The sequence below is a fragment of the Streptomyces laculatispora genome (assembly GCF_017353455.1).
Taxonomy (GTDB): domain Bacteria; phylum Actinomycetota; class Actinomycetes; order Streptomycetales; family Streptomycetaceae; genus Streptomyces; species Streptomyces laculatispora.
Genome location: NZ_JAFMPZ010000284.1, coordinates 1 through 14461 on the forward strand (window position 1 = coordinate 1; position 14461 = coordinate 14461).

The following is a 14461-nucleotide window of genomic DNA, read 5'->3' on the forward strand; positions in this document are numbered from 1 at the left end:
GCCGGCCGTAGCCCTGGGCGAGGTGCGGTCCGGCGACGTAGAGCTCACCGGCTTCGCCGGGGGCGGTGTGACGCAGTTCGGCGTCCAGGACGTACATGGCGGTGTTCGCCATCGGGATGCCGAGGTGGAGCCGGTCGAGGGTGCGCACCTCGGGGGTGAAGGCCTGGTAGCTGCAGAAGACGGTCGCCTCGGTGGGACCGTAGACGTGCACGAACGTGGTGTCCGGGCAGTGGTCCAGGGCCCGTTGGAGCGCGACGCCGGACAGGACGTCGCCGCCGGTCCAGATCTCGCGCAGCTGCCCCAGCCCGTCGAGCGCCTCGCCGGCCATGGCGTCGAAGAGGGCGGTCGTGAAGTAGGCGGCGGTCACCTCGTGGCGGGTGATGGCCTCGGCCAGTTCGCCGATGTCGATCTTCGGGGCGGACAGGACGACTGCCAGTCCGCCGCGCAGCAGGGGAACCCACAGCTCGTAGGTGGAGGAGTCGAAGGGCAGCGGCGAGTAGGCGAGCACCCGCTCGTGGGCCGCGGCGCCGAAGCCGGGGTCCAGGGCCAGTTCGACGACGTTGCGGTGGGTGTTGACGACGCCCTTGGGGGTGCCGCTGGAGCCGGAGGTGAACATGATGTACAGCGGCTGGTCGGGGTGGACCGTGATGCCGGGTGCCGTGGTCGTGCTGCCGGCCGTGGCGCTCCGGTCGTCGAGCCGCAGGACGGGCAGGTCCGCGGCGAAGTCCGTCTCCCCGGCCGCGCGGTCGGTCACCAGGAGGGTGGCCTCGGTGTTGCCGAGGATCCAGCTGAGACGCTCCTCGGGCTGGCGGGGGTCCAGGGGTACGTACACGCCGCCGCTCTTCAGCACGGCGAGGACCGTGATGACGTAGGCGAACGAGCGGTCGAAGAGGAGGCCGACGGCGTCGCCGGGCCGTACGCCCTCGGTGACGAGCCGGTGTGCGAGGGCGTTGGCCGCTCCGTCCAGCTCCCGGTAGGTGAGACTGCGGTCCTCGCGGACGAGCGCGACGGCCTCCGGGGTACGGGCGGCCTGGGCGGCGAAGAGAGCGTGCAGCGCACCCTCGGGAAGGTCCTCTGCCGTGTCGTTGTACGTGGCGACGTGCGCGGGGACGCCGACGCCGGCGGTGAGGGCTGGGTCTGCTTGCGGCTGGGACATCTCGACACCTTCTTGGTAGCTCGGATCTCGTGGTCTCGCGGCGTGCCGGGAGACCGACGGAGCCACGGTGGATGACGTGCGGATGGTGCGAAGTCGTGCTGTTCGGAAGGGAGTCAGCCGGTGCGGGAGGCCGTCGCGGGGTCGGCCGGCAGCAGGATGTCGTCCGCTTCCAGGGCGTTCGCGTGGTACTTGCCGACGGAGCTGATCAGCAGCCGGAGTTCCAGGGCGATGCTCTCGACCAGCCGGACCAGGCCGGCGTCGGCGTCCTCGTCCACGGCGAGGAGCGCGGCCCGGCCGAGGCCGACGGCGCGGGCGCCGAGCGCCAGTGCCTTCGCGGCCCGGCCGCCTTCCCAGATCCGCCCGCTGGCGAGCAGGCAGTGGTCGGTGGGCCCGATGCGGGTGAGGCACTCACCGAGCGGGAGTCCCACCTGGCCAAGGAAGCCGGTCGGCGCCCAGGCGGTGCCGCCCTCCGCTCCGTCCACCGTGACGGAGTCGGCGCCGGCCGCCCAGGCGGTGGCCGCGGCGAGGGCGATGTCGCGGCCGGGGTGCAGCTTCACCCACACCTTCACGCGGGGGAAGTTGTTCCGCATCAGCCGGATCTGCTGGCGCAGGATCTCCTCGGTGAAGGTGCCGGGGCTACTGATCCGCAGGACCGAGTCGCTGTCCGCGCCGAACACCTCGTCCATGGCGTACTGTTCGGCGACCCTGCCGCCGGCCTCGCGGCCCAGGACGGTGAGGCCGCCGAGCCCGGGCTTGGCACCCTGGCCGACCTTCAGTTCGAAGGCGAGCCGGCCGGTGGCCAGCAGCGGTTCGGAGACCGGGTCGCTGTAGACCTGGTTCCACACCTCGGCGTCCGCGTCCTCGGTGGACTGCTGGACCACCACCCCGCCGTGCTCGTCGTCGGCGGCGGCGGTGTAGGCGGCGATCCGGCCGAGCAGCGGAGAGGACCCGGAGTCCGAGGCGGCGCGGTAGCCGTTGACCGGCACCACGTTCTCCCCGATGACCATCGGGATGCCGAGCTGTCCGGCCTGCCGTCCGGCCGCCTCGCCCAGGTCGTGGCTGGCGACCTGGGTCGAGCCGAACGCGGACACGTACAGCGGCAGCCGGGAGACGAACCCGCCGACCGACGCGCCCAGTTCGACATCGGTGTACAGCGGTTCGCGGGCCAGGTCGATGAGCTTCTTCAGCCGCTCCGGCATGAACACAGGGGGCACGATCCTTGCGCGCTCCAGCAGGTCGTACGGGTCGTGGCCGGCCGGGATCGCACCCAGCAGGCTGCTGCCGTAGGACTCCAGGGCGGGGAAGGCCGCCGCCGCTCCGGCCCTGGCCCGGTGCCGTACCTGTTCCTCGGGGAAGCCTTCGGCGCTCAGGACGCTCATGCCGACACCACTCCGGGGAGCTTCGGGTAGGCGCTGGCCTCCCAGGCGGCGGTGCGGCCGGTGACGTACCGGGTGAATCGCTCCAGGCCGATGCCGAAGCCGGAGCTGGCGGGGATGCCGCGGCGGGCCAGGTCGAGGTACCAGCCGTACTTCGCGGGGTTCTCGCCGGTCTCGCGCATCCGGGTGACCAGGGACGCGTAGTCGTGCTCGCGCTCGCTGCCGCTGGCCAGCTCACCGTAGCCCTCGGGGGCGATCAGGTCGAAGTTGCGGAGGATGCCGGGGCGCTCGGAGTCCTCCTGGTCGTAGAAGCCCCGCGATCCCTTGGGGTAGTCGACGACGAAGAAGGGGCGGCTGGTCTTCGCGGAGAGGATCTCCTCCCCTTCCCAGTCGATCTCGGCGCCCGGGTCCTGCGGGTGGCCGAGCGCCACCAGGTCCGCGGTGGCCTCCCTGTGCGTGGTGCGGGCGAACGCCCCCTGGACCACTTCCCGGAAGGCGTCCCGGTCGCGGCCCAGGAGCTCCAGATCACCCGGCATCTCACGGACCACCTCGTCGACGACGTGCGCGACGAGCCGCTCGGCGAGCTCCATCGCGTCCTCGCGGCCGGCGTCGCGGATCTCCACGTCTATCTGGTGGAACTCGGCGAGATGGCGGTGCGTGACGGCCGTCTCCAGCGGTTCCAGGCGCACGTTGGGCGCGATGTAGAAGATCTTCTCGAAGGCCATCAGCGAGGCCTGCTTGTAGAGGATCGCGCTCGTCATCAGCTTGTACTTGTGGCCGTAGAAGTCGATGTCCACCTGCTTGGAACCGCGGATGCCGGGGTCGGTGACCGGTCCGATGACCGGCGGCAGCAGTTCCTGGAACCCCTGCGCGGTCAGGAAGGAGCGGGTGGCCGCGAGCATCCGGCTCTGCACCCGCAGCGTGGCGCGGGTCGGCTCGGCCATCAGGTGCTGGTCGGGAGAGGCCGGGAACGCGGGTGCGATGCGGCCGTAGGGCTCGGCGATCGTGCTGGTCATGGTGCTACCTCCTGGGTGTGCTGCCGATGGGCTGCCGGGCGTCGGGCCGCCGAGGGAAGCGGGGGGCGGGAAACGGACGAGGGAAGGGTGCGGTCGTGCCGGCGCTGGACGAACGACAGGGCGTCGAACAGCCCGGCGGCGGTGAGCCGCCGGCCGCGGTCGCGGACGGGCCCCAGCGGCATCGCCCCGATCTCGGACCAGGTGAGGCGGCCGGACCCGTCGATGAGACTCCGGGATCGGCCCGCGTTGTCGGGGTGCAGGCAGAAGGGGACGTCGAGGTATCCGCGGGCGAAGGCCTTCAGCAGGGCCTGGCCCAGGTCGTCGTCGAGGTTCAGCACGGCGTCCACCAGGGCGCGCGCCTCGGCGTAGACCGCGTTGTCCGCCGGGTCGGTGTGCGGGACCGGCACGGTCCCGGGCCGGTCCCCGGTCGCCGCCCGGTGCCGGGACGCGGCCCGCGCGGCGACCCGCAGGGCCTCGACGTTCTCCGTCACGGTCGGGATGCGGTGTGCCTCGGCCGCCGTCTTCACGATCAGCCGGGCCGCCCCGGTGTCCACGGCCAGCTCGGCCGAGCGCTCCAGGAGGTCCAGGGAACCGCGCCGGGTCTGCGGGTAGAGGCCCATGTAGGTGTAGAGGACGATGTGCCAGTCGGTGTCCGGCAGGAATTCGCCGGCCAGCCTGCGCAGCGCGTGCACCGCGTCGCGGTCCTGCGCCTCGTTGGTCTGCTGGGCGTAGCTGAGCGAGATGCTGCGCAGCCCGGCCCGGTGGAAGAAGAGCGCCTCCAGCGCGCTGATCGCGACGAGGAGTCCGGGCGGGCAGAGCTGGCCGAGCATGCAGCCGCCGAAGGTCTCCAGGTGCGGTTCCGCCCCGGTACCGCGCAGCCCGGCGAGGAACTCGCAGCTCTCCTGCCAGTTGCGTACGGAGTCCAGGAGCGGGGTGCGCCCGTAGGGCAGGCAGTAGGAGACCGGGCCGCCCTCCGTCGCGTCCAGGCCGAGCCGGGCCAGTGCGGTGACGATGCGCTGGGGGCGTGCCGACCCGTGCCGGATCTGGACGGGGAAGCCGGCGTCCCGCACACCGTCCAGGACCCAGCGTGAGGTGTGGGGGCTGTAGGAGGTGATGGGGAACCCGTTGAGCGGGACGCCGTTGTTCAGTGCGCGGACCGCGGACGCCTCGTCGCTCACCCGGGTGTAGCTGTCGATGGTCATGGTGCCGACGACCGCGTCGGCGGCACTCTTGGTGGCCAGCAGGCCGGCTCGCATCAGCGCGGGGTCGGAGAAGCCCATGCGGGGCTGCACCACGAGAGTGCCGCGGTCCTGGGCCTCGGCGACGAAGCGGCCGAAGGAGAGCGGGCGCCGGTGCACGGTGGTGCGGCTCTCCGGGGCTGCCGCGAGGACCGGCGGGGTCATCGTTCCACCTCCCTGGGCAGTGAGCCGACGTAGGACTCGAAGGCGCTGAGATCGACGCCGTCCTGGAAGACCGCGTCGAACCCGGCGCTCCTGAGGACATCGGCCTCTTCCTCCCCGCCGCCGGAGACACCGAGCTTGCCGCCGATGACGGCGGGCAGCCCGGACAGCTCCCAGCGCGACCGGATGGCTCCGATCAGCGGCTGGGCATCGTTGAAGCCGTGTCCGTTGACGCTGCTGACGACCAGTAGGTCGGGCTGGAACTTGCAGCAGGACTCGACGATCTCGTCCTCGGGCACGCAGGAACCCAGATTGACGACCTTGTGCCCGAGGTCTTCGAGCAGCAATTGGATGTAGATGAGATTCCAGGTGTGCGCATCGGATTGCAGTCCGGTGACAACAACATCCAGCGGCCCGGATCGATGACGAGCCGCCCATTCCGCAGGCTTCATTGTTCGCTTCGTCCACATCATTGGATGACAGGGGGAGAAAGAGGTCCAGGCTTGACCTGAACTTCCTTTCGGCCACCACCGTAGATTCGCCGCGGAGCCGATTCCGGCGTGACCGGCGGCAACTGGGCGGCAGGACAGGAGCAGTTGACCGACAGCCCTGTGCCGGGCGGGCGGCGGGGCGTGAGACTGGCCGGACTGCGCCCGCAGAATTCACCGCCCGGCCCTGTGCTCACCGCCGGCGAACGACCGAGGAGTCATGACATGGCAGAGACCGGCCACAGCGTCCGTGCGGCGGACGTGCTCGCGGACGTCCTGGCACAGGTGCGGGAGAGGGTAGACCGGAGGGAAGCGCTCGGCGAGGCGCAGATCGCCGTGCTCGAAGCCGCGGTGAACATCGTCCGTGCCGGTCAGACCGGGTTCGACGTGATGCCGGCGGAGCGCTCGGAGCTGGTGCGCGAGGCCCTCGGCGCGGTGCGCGCGGCGACCGTGGCCACCGGGGTCGCTCTCACCTACGCGCACCAGACCGCCCGCGTGCTCGCCTGATCCCGCGTTCCGTGGTGCCGCCGATCTGCCTGGGCTTCTGCCCGGCGAACCGGTCCGCGGCTCCTAGCCTTTGATGCAGGCGAAAAGAACTCAGTCAGACCCGATGACCGAATGCATACCTTCGTCCAACCGAGGTGGAAATCATGGCAACCAACCCGTTCGAGGACTCTCAGGGCCGCTATGTGGTGCTGGCCAACGAAGAGGGCCAGTATTCGCTGTGGCCGGCCCGGATCCAGCAGCCGGCGGGCTGGGAACTGGTGAAGGACGAGGGCAGCAAGCAGGAGTGCGGCGAATACATCGAGGCGAACTGGACCGATATGCGGCCGCGTTCGGTCGTCGCGGCGATGAGTGGCTGAACCCACTGTTTCTCCCGCTCGGGAAGGGCGGGTGCGGCGCGTATCGCGTCTCGCACCCGCCCTTCCCGCGTGTGTGCGCGGGAAGGGCGGGCTCACGCGGGAAGCTCCCGGCAGCCATGGGGTCTCGATGGTGCACCCATGGCTGCCGGGAGCTTCGCCGTCGGCCCGGCCCGCGGAACGCGGATCGGGCGGTCAGTCCTGGGCGCCGGCGACGCACCACTCCAGGACCGCCGCGGCGGCGGTCATCTTGTGATGGGCCTGGCGCCAGGCCAGGCTCGCCGGGCCGTCGAGCACCTCGTCGGTGACCTCCTCGCCCCGGACCGCGGGCAGGTCGTGCAGGAAGACGGTCTGCGGGCCGCCGAAGCGCTCCAGGAAGCCGCGGTTGATCTGGAAGCCGTCGAAGTCGCTGAGCCAGTCGGGGTTCTCCTTCGTCACCCCCATGGTCTGCCAGCGGCTGGTGTACACCGCGTCCACCGGGCCCTCGACCTCGCCGGGCGTCACGATCTGGGTCACCAGGGCCTTGCCGTCGCTGAGTTCGGCCGCCAGGTCCAGGGTGTCCTTGGGCACCTCGTATCCCTGCGGGCACAGCAGCGTGAGGCGCAGGCCGGGGGTGAGAGCGGCGGCGAGCGCGAGGGCCGCGCCCGAGCTGTTGCCCTCGCCGACGGCGAGCAGGTGCAGACCGTCGAGCGTGCCGAACTGTTCGGAGAGCGTGGCGAGATCGGCGATCGCCTGGGTCGGGTGCTCGTCCAGGCTCAGGGCGTTGACGACGGCCAGGTCCTCGCTGCTGCCGAGCCGGCGGATCTCCTCCACGTCCCCGTTGGTGCGCACGACGAGGGCGTCGAGGTACTGCCCGAGCACCCGGGCGGTGTCCTCCACCGTCTCGCCGGTGGTGAGCTGGAGTTCGTTCGGGCCGAAGGTGATCACGTCCGCGCCGAGCCGGGTCGCCCCACTCCAGAAGGACGTACGGGTCCGGGTCGAGGACTTGCGGAAGTAGAGGCCGATCTGCCGTCCGGCCAGCGGCTTCGGCACGATGCCGTCGCGGCCGAACGAGACGGCGCGCCGCACGAGGTGGTCCAGCTCGGCGGGCGTGAGGTCGGCGAGCGAGATCAGGTTGCGCATGGGTGAGATGCCTTTCACGAGGGCGAGGGCGAGGAAAAGGAAGGGGGCGAACGCGAGAGCGGGAGCAGGTTTGGACGGCATGTCGGGAAACAAGTAGGGGTTCAAGGAGATCTGGCAGTAGAGGAGTTGAGCGCGGGGGGACACGAGGGCTCTTCGAGCGACAGGCGGCGAGCGCGAGGGGCTTCCCGCACTCATGGCCGGAAGCCCCTCAGTCGACCAGCACCGCGGTGAGAGCGGCGGGCGCCGTCTCCCGCTCCGCCGCGAGCACCGCGCGGACCAGGTTGAGCACCGTGAAGCCCACCGAGTCGCCCGACGTGGCGGGCAGACGGCGGATCAGGCCGCGGACCAGCAGGGCGTGCACATCACGGGCCGCCCCGGCCAGCGAGGTTCCGCAGGCGCGCGCGGCGCCGTCCACCGTCCACGGGTCCTCCAGGGTGGCCAGGGTGCGCAGCAGCGCGGCCGCCTGCGGGGCGAGCCCGGTCACGGCGTCGGTGAGCCGCTCGCTCAGGGTGGGGCCGGCGGCGGGATCGGTGGGCGTGACGCCGTCGAGCAGGACCAGCGGCGCGGTGAGGGCGATGTCCAGAAGTTGCTGGGGGGAGTACAGCAGCAGCCACGAGGCCGCGGCCTCCAGTGCCTGCGGCATCCCGTCCAGCGCCCGGCAGATGTGGGCCACGGTGGTGACGACGGCGTCCGTGGGGAGGAAGTCGGGTCGCATGTAACTGACATGGGAGAGCGTCAGCTCGACGGCGTCCCGGTCCACGACGAGGGTGTCGCCCGCCACCTCGACGGCCAGATCGGCGGCGGACGGCACCGCGAGCGGCGCCAGTGGCAGCAGCCGTCCACCGGGCAGTTGCACCGGCCGGTCGGTGGTGGTGAGTATTTTCAGGCGCTCGCAGGCACGCAGCAGACTCAGCAGCCGAGGGGTGACAGTTGGTGACACATCGTGACCGTCCAGTACGATCAGGGTCGCCTTGGAACCGATGAGTGTGGCCAGCTCCTCGAATTCCTCACCGTCGCGGACGAGTGCGCGCACCCAGCCGGCCACGGTCGACTGCGGACTGCTGGGGGCCGCTTCCGCGGTCTCGGCCGTGTCGTCCAGGCAGACCCACAGCACCGGAACGCGGTCCCGGGCGTGGATGACGGAGGCGACCTCCTGGGCGAGCCGCGACTTCCCCACTCCCGGCAGGCCCACCAGCGTCAGCAGCCGCTCATGATCTGTGCTCAACCGGGCCGTGAGCGCCTCCAGTTCCGCGCGCCGTCCGACCAGCGGACGCAGCGGAGGGGGCGGTGTGGCGAGGTCCGCCCCGTAGATGTCCTGGAAGACGCGGCCCACCGCCTTTGCATCGACGGCGAGTTCGAGCTCGACACGTCGCGTGTCACTCAGTCTCATGGCATTGGCGAGGAGCTTCAGCGTTTCCCTGCGTGGGTGCTGGACCCTCCCCAGCTCCAGGTCTCGAATGGCCCGTACGCTCACCGTGGAAAGCCCCGCGAGCTGTTCCTGAGTGAGCCCCGCACGCCTGCGCGCATTCTGCAGCAGAGCGTCAAGCCCGGGTGCAGGCTGGGAATTCATCATTGTCTCCTCGGTCTCCACATGCTCAGAAAATGCAATAGCCGGTTGCCCGGCCTCCCAGGACTGTCCGGAACGCGCGCCCCGGACCGGGATCTTTCCGGCCCGCTCACGCTCCGTACTCTCCGTGGCAGCGAAGGCCTGCCGTCGATGAACAGCTTCCATCGAGCCATTCCCGAAGTCTTCCCGGTGCAGTACCGCGACTTCCTTGTGGCAGGGGCTACGATCTCCTCGCGCCTGGGTAGAGCTGCGGGTGGGCAGAGCTATAGGGGGAGGATGCGTGTCAACAGCGGAAGAGGTTCGGCTGCGCTTCAACATTCTTGGCCCGATAGAGGGGTGGTCGAACGGGACACGACTCCGGCTGGGGGGAGTCATCCAGGAGCGAGTTCTGGCCACTCTGCTTCTGGAGCCCGGAAAGGTGCTACCGGTTTCCCGGCTGGTCGAGGCGGCCTGGGACGAAGACCCGCCGCCGACGGCGCCACACCAAGTACGTAAGGCGGTCGCGGATCTCCGGAGGCGGATACCGGGGGGTGCCCACGTCCTGCTCACCGATGGGCCCGGCTATCGCGTCGCCGATGAACAATGCGATATCGACTTGGCTGAATTTGGCCTACTGATCCGGAAAGCAAAGCTGACTGCGGCCGAGGGCCGTACGGCCGAAGCCGCCGAGATATTGCGCCGCGCCCTCGCCCTGTGGCGGGGGCCTGTTCTGTCGGGCGGCGGCGGTCCGGTCATCGAGGCCGCGTCGACCTCCATCGAGGAGCGCCGGCTGACCGCGGCGGAACAGCTCTTCGAACTCCACCTGGGACTCGGCGAGGCCTCCGAACTCGTCGTCGAGCTGAGGGAACTGGTCCAGCAGAACCCGTTGCGCGAGTCCCTGCGCGGCCAGTTGATGATCGCCCTGTACCGGTCCGGGCGGCAGGCCGAGGCCCTTGAGGAGTACGGCAAGGTGCGCGAGCTCCTCGTCGAGGAGCTCGGCATAGACCCCGGCCCCAATCTGACCAAGCTGTACGAGGGAATCCTCCGGGACAGCCCCGAGCTGGCCGGACCCGAGCCGGCGCCCGCCCCGGTCATGGCCGTGGCGCTGCCCGCCGAACCCCCCAGCACCCTCCCCTACGACCTCGCGGACTTCACCGGACGGGACCGGGAACTGGCCGAGATCATGCGTGCCGCCAAGGACGGCTGCGAGCAGGGCCCGCAGATCGTGGCCATCGACGGCATGGGGGGCTGCGGCAAGACCTCGCTCGCCGTGCGGGCGGCCCACCGGCTCGCACCGGAGTACCCGGACGGGCAACTCCACATAGACCTGCGCGGGTACACGCCCGGCGACCAGCCGGTGACCGCGGGCATGGCGCTCGACAGTCTGCTGCGGGCCCTCGGCGTCCCCGGCAACCTCATCCCCGACGATGTGCCGGCGCGTACCGCCCTGTGGCGCGCCACCCTGGTCGGCAAACGGCTGCTGATCCTCTTCGACAACGCGGCGGACGCCGCAGCCATCCGCCCGCTGCTGCCCGCCTCCCCCGGCAGCCTGATCATGGTCACCAGCCGGGCCCGCCTGGTCGATCTGGACGGCGCGCGGTGGATCTCCATCGGCGTGATGCCGCCCCGGGACAGCGCGATGCTGGTGGCCGAGACGCTCGGCGCCCAGCGCGTCGCCGCCGAGCCCGAGGCGGCTGCCGAGCTCGCCCAGCTCTGCGGCCATCTCCCCCTCGCCCTGCGGATCGCCACCGCGCGGCTGCGCAACCGCCCGCGCTGGACCCTCCAGTACCTGGCCGAACGGTTGCGCGACGAGACCCGAAGACTCGACGAGCTCAGCTCGGGCGCCCGCAGCGTCTCCGCCACCCTGCGCCTGTCCTACCAGGCCCTGGACGAGGAGTGCCGCAACGCGTTCTCGACACTGGCCCTGCACCCGGGCAGCGACATGGACATCCACGCCGCGGGCGCGCTGCTCGGCACGGGCGCCCGGGACGCGGAGGACCTGCTGGAGATGCTGCTGGACGTCCACCTCGTGCAGCAGCCGGAGATCGGCCTCTACACCTTCCACGACCTGGTCCGCAGTTTCGCGCAGAGCCTGCTCATCGAGGCCGCCGAGGACTCCGGTGCGGTGGAACGGCTGCTGGGCTACTACCTGACCGCCACCGAGGAGGCGTGCGATCTCCTCTATTCCGGGCGGCGCCGGCGCAGCACCGGTATCCCGCCCTCCACGGCCGAACTGCCCGACCTCGGCACCGCCGAGCGGGCGCGCAAGTGGTTCCTGCGCGAGCAGACGGCGCTCCTCGCGGCCGTCACGCTCGCCGAACGCAAGGGCCACGACCGGTATGTGGTGTGCCTGTCCCGCAATCTCGTCTTCCAGCTCAACGACCTCGGTCTCCTGGAGGACTTCGGCGAGCTGAGCCGGGTCGCGGTCGCCGCCGCCGGACGGCTGCAGGATCTGGCGCTGCTGGGCGTGAGCCTTTCCAACCTGGGCGTCGCCTGCTGGAAACTCGGCCGTCTCACCGAGGGGCTCGAAGCCGCCCGCGAGAGCCGGGACGTCGCGATCCGTCTCGGCGACCTGCACACCAAGGCCCACAGTGAGAGCATCCTCGGCCAGTTCAACAGCCTGCTCGGCGACTTCTCCGCGGCCCTGGGCCACATGGAGACGGCGATCGCGCACGAGCGCGACCTGGACATGCCGCGCGCGGAGGCCGAGAGCCTGACCATCCTGAGCACGCTCTACGAACAGTGGGGACGGTACGAGGAGGCGCGGGACGCGGCCCTGCGGTCGGCCGAACTGAGCCGGCAGCTGGGGCAGCACGAGGGACTGCCCGGAGCCATCACCGACCTCGCCTTCGCCCATGTCGGCCTGGGTGCCTACGAAGAGGCCGACCGCTGCCTGGCCGAGGCCCGCGGACTGTACGGGGACGCCGGCAACGAGGTGAACCTCGCCCTGACCCTGGCGCTGTCCGCCGATGTGGAGAACCTGCTCGGCAGGCCTCCCCGGGATCCGGACCAGGCGGAACTGGCCCTCAACCTGATGCGGACCAACTCATCTCCCCTGCGGCGCGCCAAGGTGGAGAACATGGTGGGCCGGCTGCGCCGGCGCCAGGGCGACACGGCGGCGGCTCTCGCGCTGCACACCCACGCCCATGAACTCTCCTCGTCCCTCAGCTATCGCATCGAGGAGGCCTACGCCCTCGCGGGCATGGCCGACGCCCTCGGTGACACACCGGACGCGGTCCGGTACCGGGCCGAGGCCGAGAAGCTCTTCGGCGAGATGGGTGTGCTGAAGGGGCACCGTCGCGGCTGACGGCCGGCCGCAGCACCCCGTCACGGCACGTCGTCGCAGCACCGCTGAACAGCACCGCACGGCAGCCGCCCGCCAGGTTCCCCGCACCGGCCCGGACAGCACCGCGCCCCACACCGTGACTCCGGTGCGGGGCGTGCTTGTCGAGGCGCGGGATCACACGAGGGGGGATGTCGGGCCCTTGTCGTCGTTGGTCGTGTCGGTGACGGCGGTGGGGCCCTTGTCGTCGTTGGGGGTGGCGACGATGACCGTGGGCCCCTTGTCGTCGTTGACGGTGTCGGTGATGACGGTCGGGCCCTTGTCGTCGTTCGGGGTGGCGACGATGACCGTGGGGCCCTTGTCGTCGGCGAGTATGCGGGTACCGATCACCGTCGGGCCCTTGTCGTCGGCCACAACCTGCTGCGTGCTCCGGGGGCTGTGCGACTGCCCCGCCTCGACCGTCACGCCGATGCCGAAGGCCAGCGTCGCCGCGATGATCCCGAAGAGCCCAGCAAGCTTGTGTCCCATGGTCCCGCCCCTAAGTAGTGTTTGTGGGTTTTTGCGGTGTTCCGCTTCCCGACACCACTGATGTTGCTGACAGGCGTTCCCGGTCCGTTCCTGCCCCGATACCGCCGCTGGGAACTGCCGCGGGAACGGACCGGACACGGTCCTATTCGACGTCGAGCTGGCAGGCGGCGACGCGGGGGCCGACGGGCGTGAGCACCACGCGGGTACGGGCTGTTCCGTGTTCATGGCCGGCCAGGTCGAGCAGCGATCTCACGAGGGAGCGGAGCACCGCACGCTCCGCCTCGTCCAGGACGGCCACCCCACCGTCGCCACCGGGCGGCCACGCCGCGATCCCGGCCACCGTGTGCATGCCGTCCTCGGTTCTGGTCTCGACGCTGAGCTGGGGGCCCTCCCAGGACTCCGGTGCGGCGTACGGGTGGGAATGAACACCGGACGCGACATGCTCGGCCCACCGTTCCACGGTGGACAGGTCCTGGAAGGCCTGGCGCAGCTCCGTCCCGTCGGGGGAGCGATCCCTGGGGTCCTTCACTTGAGTACTCCTTACTGCAGACAACTACACAACGACCCTTGCCGTCCCGGCTCCCGGTTCCCTCCCGATCCGTTCCCGCTTTCTTCCCGTTCCCTCGTTCGCTAAGGGAACGCAGCGGTAATCGGTGGCCGCATGATGACCCTGTTCGATTCAGACAGGGATCCGTGGTGATCCGCAGGTGATGCGACATCCGGGAGATTGAGGCGTGGTAACCAGACCATTCGACGGCGGCGGCACGATGGGCCGAACGCCGGTACGCAACGGACCCGAATCCTGATGGGCGCCCGGATATCACCGGACATTCCTGGTCGTTTCTCGGGAATGGGCCCCTTTCTCCTCGTCTGGTCGGGTCAGGCGGTATCCCTGGCAGGCAGCGCGGCGGTCCGGTTCGCCTTCATCGTCGAGGTGTGGTCGTCCGGTGAGAAGGCGACCGCGGTCACCATTCTCTCGCTGTGCGCCATGCTTCCGCAGGCCATATTCAGTCCCATTGCGGGCGCAATCGTCGACCGGATACCCAAGCGCACCGCGCTTCAGATAGCCGATGCCGGCGGGCTCCTCGTCGTGGGTTCACTGGCCCTGCTCCACTACCTCGGCGCGTTCCAGTCCTGGCAGGTCTATCCGGCCGCGGTACTGCTCGGCGTCTGTGCCGCCTTCCAGTTCCCGGCCCTGTCATCGGCCGTTCCCCTGCTGGTCCGAAAGGACCAACTGGACCGCACCAACGGCCTGTTGGCGGGCGCGAAGAGTGCTGCCGGAATCGGCGGCCCGGCGCTGGGCGGTCTCCTGCTCGCGCTCTTCGGGATCGGCCCGACGCTGCTGGTCGACGTGGCGAGCTACGCGTTCGCCCTCATCGGTGTCCGGATCGTGCGCTTCGCCGGTGACCGGGTGACGAAGAAGCCCGACGCACCGCGGCAGCGGATCACCGCCGACTCCGTCGAGGGGCTGCGCTATCTGTTCCGGGTGCCCAGTCTGCGTGACCTGATCATCAACTTCTGTGTCGTCAACCTGGTCATGGTGTTCGGCTTCGCCCTCATCTCGCCGATGGTGCTGCTCCGGGCCGGGAACGGAGCGCTTGCCGCGGTCAACACCTCGGTGGGTGTCGGCGGAGTGGCCGGCGCGCTGCTCATGGCGGCCTGGGGCGGCCCCAGGAACCGGGGCCG

Annotated in this window: 13 protein-coding genes; 4 read left to right on the top strand and 9 right to left on the bottom strand. The window is 70.4% G+C overall.

What is annotated here, in order from left to right:
• From J1C73_RS15695 to J1C73_RS15715, 5 genes are all read right to left on the bottom strand, one after another.
• On the bottom strand, nt 1-1156 hold a 1156-nt coding region (locus J1C73_RS15695; RefSeq protein ID WP_207316923.1), incomplete at its 3' end, for an AMP-binding protein.
• 113 nt (nt 1157-1269) lie between these two features.
• Nucleotides 1270-2535 carry a glutamate synthase-related protein gene (locus J1C73_RS15700; RefSeq protein WP_207316924.1) on the bottom strand — a complete coding sequence of 422 codons (1266 nt, stop codon included), beginning with the start codon at nt 2533-2535 and terminating at the stop codon, nt 1270-1272.
• Nucleotides 2532-3548, bottom strand: a complete 1017-nt coding sequence (locus J1C73_RS15705) for an asparagine synthetase A (protein ID WP_207316925.1) — start codon at nt 3546-3548, stop codon at nt 2532-2534. Before J1C73_RS15705 ends, J1C73_RS15700 begins: the two co-directional genes overlap by 4 nt.
• On the bottom strand, nt 3545-4951 hold the full coding sequence (locus tag J1C73_RS15710; RefSeq protein ID WP_207316926.1) for a methylaspartate mutase: 1407 nt from the start codon (nt 4949-4951) through the stop codon (nt 3545-3547). The genes J1C73_RS15705 and J1C73_RS15710 overlap by 4 nt, the downstream gene beginning before the upstream one ends.
• Nucleotides 4948-5400, bottom strand: coding sequence for a cobalamin B12-binding domain-containing protein (locus tag J1C73_RS15715; protein WP_207316927.1), 453 nt, complete (start codon nt 5398-5400; stop codon nt 4948-4950). The genes J1C73_RS15710 and J1C73_RS15715 overlap by 4 nt, the downstream gene beginning before the upstream one ends.
• Before the next feature lie 261 nt (nt 5401-5661).
• Between J1C73_RS15715 and J1C73_RS15720 the strand changes: the two genes are divergently transcribed.
• Nucleotides 5662-5943: a hypothetical protein gene (locus tag J1C73_RS15720; protein ID WP_123468103.1), complete on the top strand. Its 282-nt coding sequence runs from the start codon at nt 5662-5664 to the stop codon at nt 5941-5943.
• 143 nt (nt 5944-6086) lie between these two features.
• The gene (locus tag J1C73_RS15725; RefSeq protein ID WP_123468105.1) at nt 6087-6299 is read left to right on the top strand and encodes an MbtH family protein; all 213 of its coding nucleotides are present in this window, start codon (nt 6087-6089) and stop codon (nt 6297-6299) included.
• Between the two features lie 192 nt (nt 6300-6491).
• Here the strand turns inward: J1C73_RS15725 and J1C73_RS15730 are convergent, their stop codons facing one another.
• Together J1C73_RS15730 and J1C73_RS15735 are read right to left on the bottom strand one after the other, a co-directional pair.
• Nucleotides 6492-7418, bottom strand: a complete 927-nt coding sequence (locus J1C73_RS15730; protein ID WP_207316928.1) for an ornithine carbamoyltransferase — start codon at nt 7416-7418, stop codon at nt 6492-6494.
• 208 nt (nt 7419-7626) lie between these two features.
• Nucleotides 7627-9360: an AAA family ATPase gene (locus J1C73_RS15735; RefSeq protein WP_307797701.1), complete on the bottom strand. Its 1734-nt coding sequence runs from the start codon at nt 9358-9360 to the stop codon at nt 7627-7629.
• A gap of 220 nt (nt 9361-9580) precedes the next feature.
• On the opposite strand from J1C73_RS15735, the gene J1C73_RS15740 reads away from it, so the two are divergent.
• A complete protein-coding gene (locus J1C73_RS15740) occupies nt 9581-12271 on the top strand; it encodes a BTAD domain-containing putative transcriptional regulator (RefSeq protein WP_307797702.1) in 2691 nt (896 codons plus the stop codon).
• Nucleotides 12272-12424: 153 nt separating this feature from the next.
• Here J1C73_RS15740 and J1C73_RS15745 read toward each other — a convergent pair whose 3' ends face one another.
• Both J1C73_RS15745 and J1C73_RS15750 read right to left on the bottom strand, forming a co-directional pair.
• Nucleotides 12425-12775, bottom strand: coding sequence for a hypothetical protein (locus J1C73_RS15745; protein ID WP_207316931.1), 351 nt, complete (start codon nt 12773-12775; stop codon nt 12425-12427).
• 142 nt (nt 12776-12917) lie between these two features.
• Nucleotides 12918-13304 carry a hypothetical protein gene (locus J1C73_RS15750; protein ID WP_207316932.1) on the bottom strand — a complete coding sequence of 129 codons (387 nt, stop codon included), beginning with the start codon at nt 13302-13304 and terminating at the stop codon, nt 12918-12920.
• A gap of 321 nt (nt 13305-13625) precedes the next feature.
• Between J1C73_RS15750 and J1C73_RS15755 the strand changes: the two genes are divergently transcribed.
• On the top strand, nt 13626-14461 hold an 836-nt coding region (locus J1C73_RS15755), incomplete at its 3' end, for an MFS transporter (RefSeq protein ID WP_207316933.1).

Excerpts from the sequence above, each read along its gene's own strand:
- J1C73_RS15700 (WP_207316924.1), bottom strand. The coding sequence starts at position 2,535 with ATGAGCGTCCTGAGCGCCGAAGGCTTCCCCGAGGAACAGGTACGGCAC.
- J1C73_RS15705 (WP_207316925.1), bottom strand. The coding sequence starts at position 3,548 with ATGACCAGCACGATCGCCGAGCCCTACGGCCGCATCGCACCCGCGTTC.
- J1C73_RS15710 (WP_207316926.1), bottom strand. The coding sequence starts at position 4,951 with ATGACCCCGCCGGTCCTCGCGGCAGCCCCGGAGAGCCGCACCACCGTG.
- J1C73_RS15715 (WP_207316927.1), bottom strand. The coding sequence starts at position 5,400 with ATGAAGCCTGCGGAATGGGCGGCTCGTCATCGATCCGGGCCGCTGGAT.
- J1C73_RS15720 (WP_123468103.1), top strand. The coding sequence starts at position 5,662 with ATGGCAGAGACCGGCCACAGCGTCCGTGCGGCGGACGTGCTCGCGGAC.
- J1C73_RS15725 (WP_123468105.1), top strand. The coding sequence starts at position 6,087 with ATGGCAACCAACCCGTTCGAGGACTCTCAGGGCCGCTATGTGGTGCTG.
- J1C73_RS15730 (WP_207316928.1), bottom strand. The coding sequence starts at position 7,418 with ATGCGCAACCTGATCTCGCTCGCCGACCTCACGCCCGCCGAGCTGGAC.
- J1C73_RS15735 (WP_307797701.1), bottom strand. The coding sequence starts at position 9,360 with ATGACTCCCCCCAGCCGGAGTCGTGTCCCGTTCGACCACCCCTCTATC.
- J1C73_RS15745 (WP_207316931.1), bottom strand. The coding sequence starts at position 12,775 with ATGGGACACAAGCTTGCTGGGCTCTTCGGGATCATCGCGGCGACGCTG.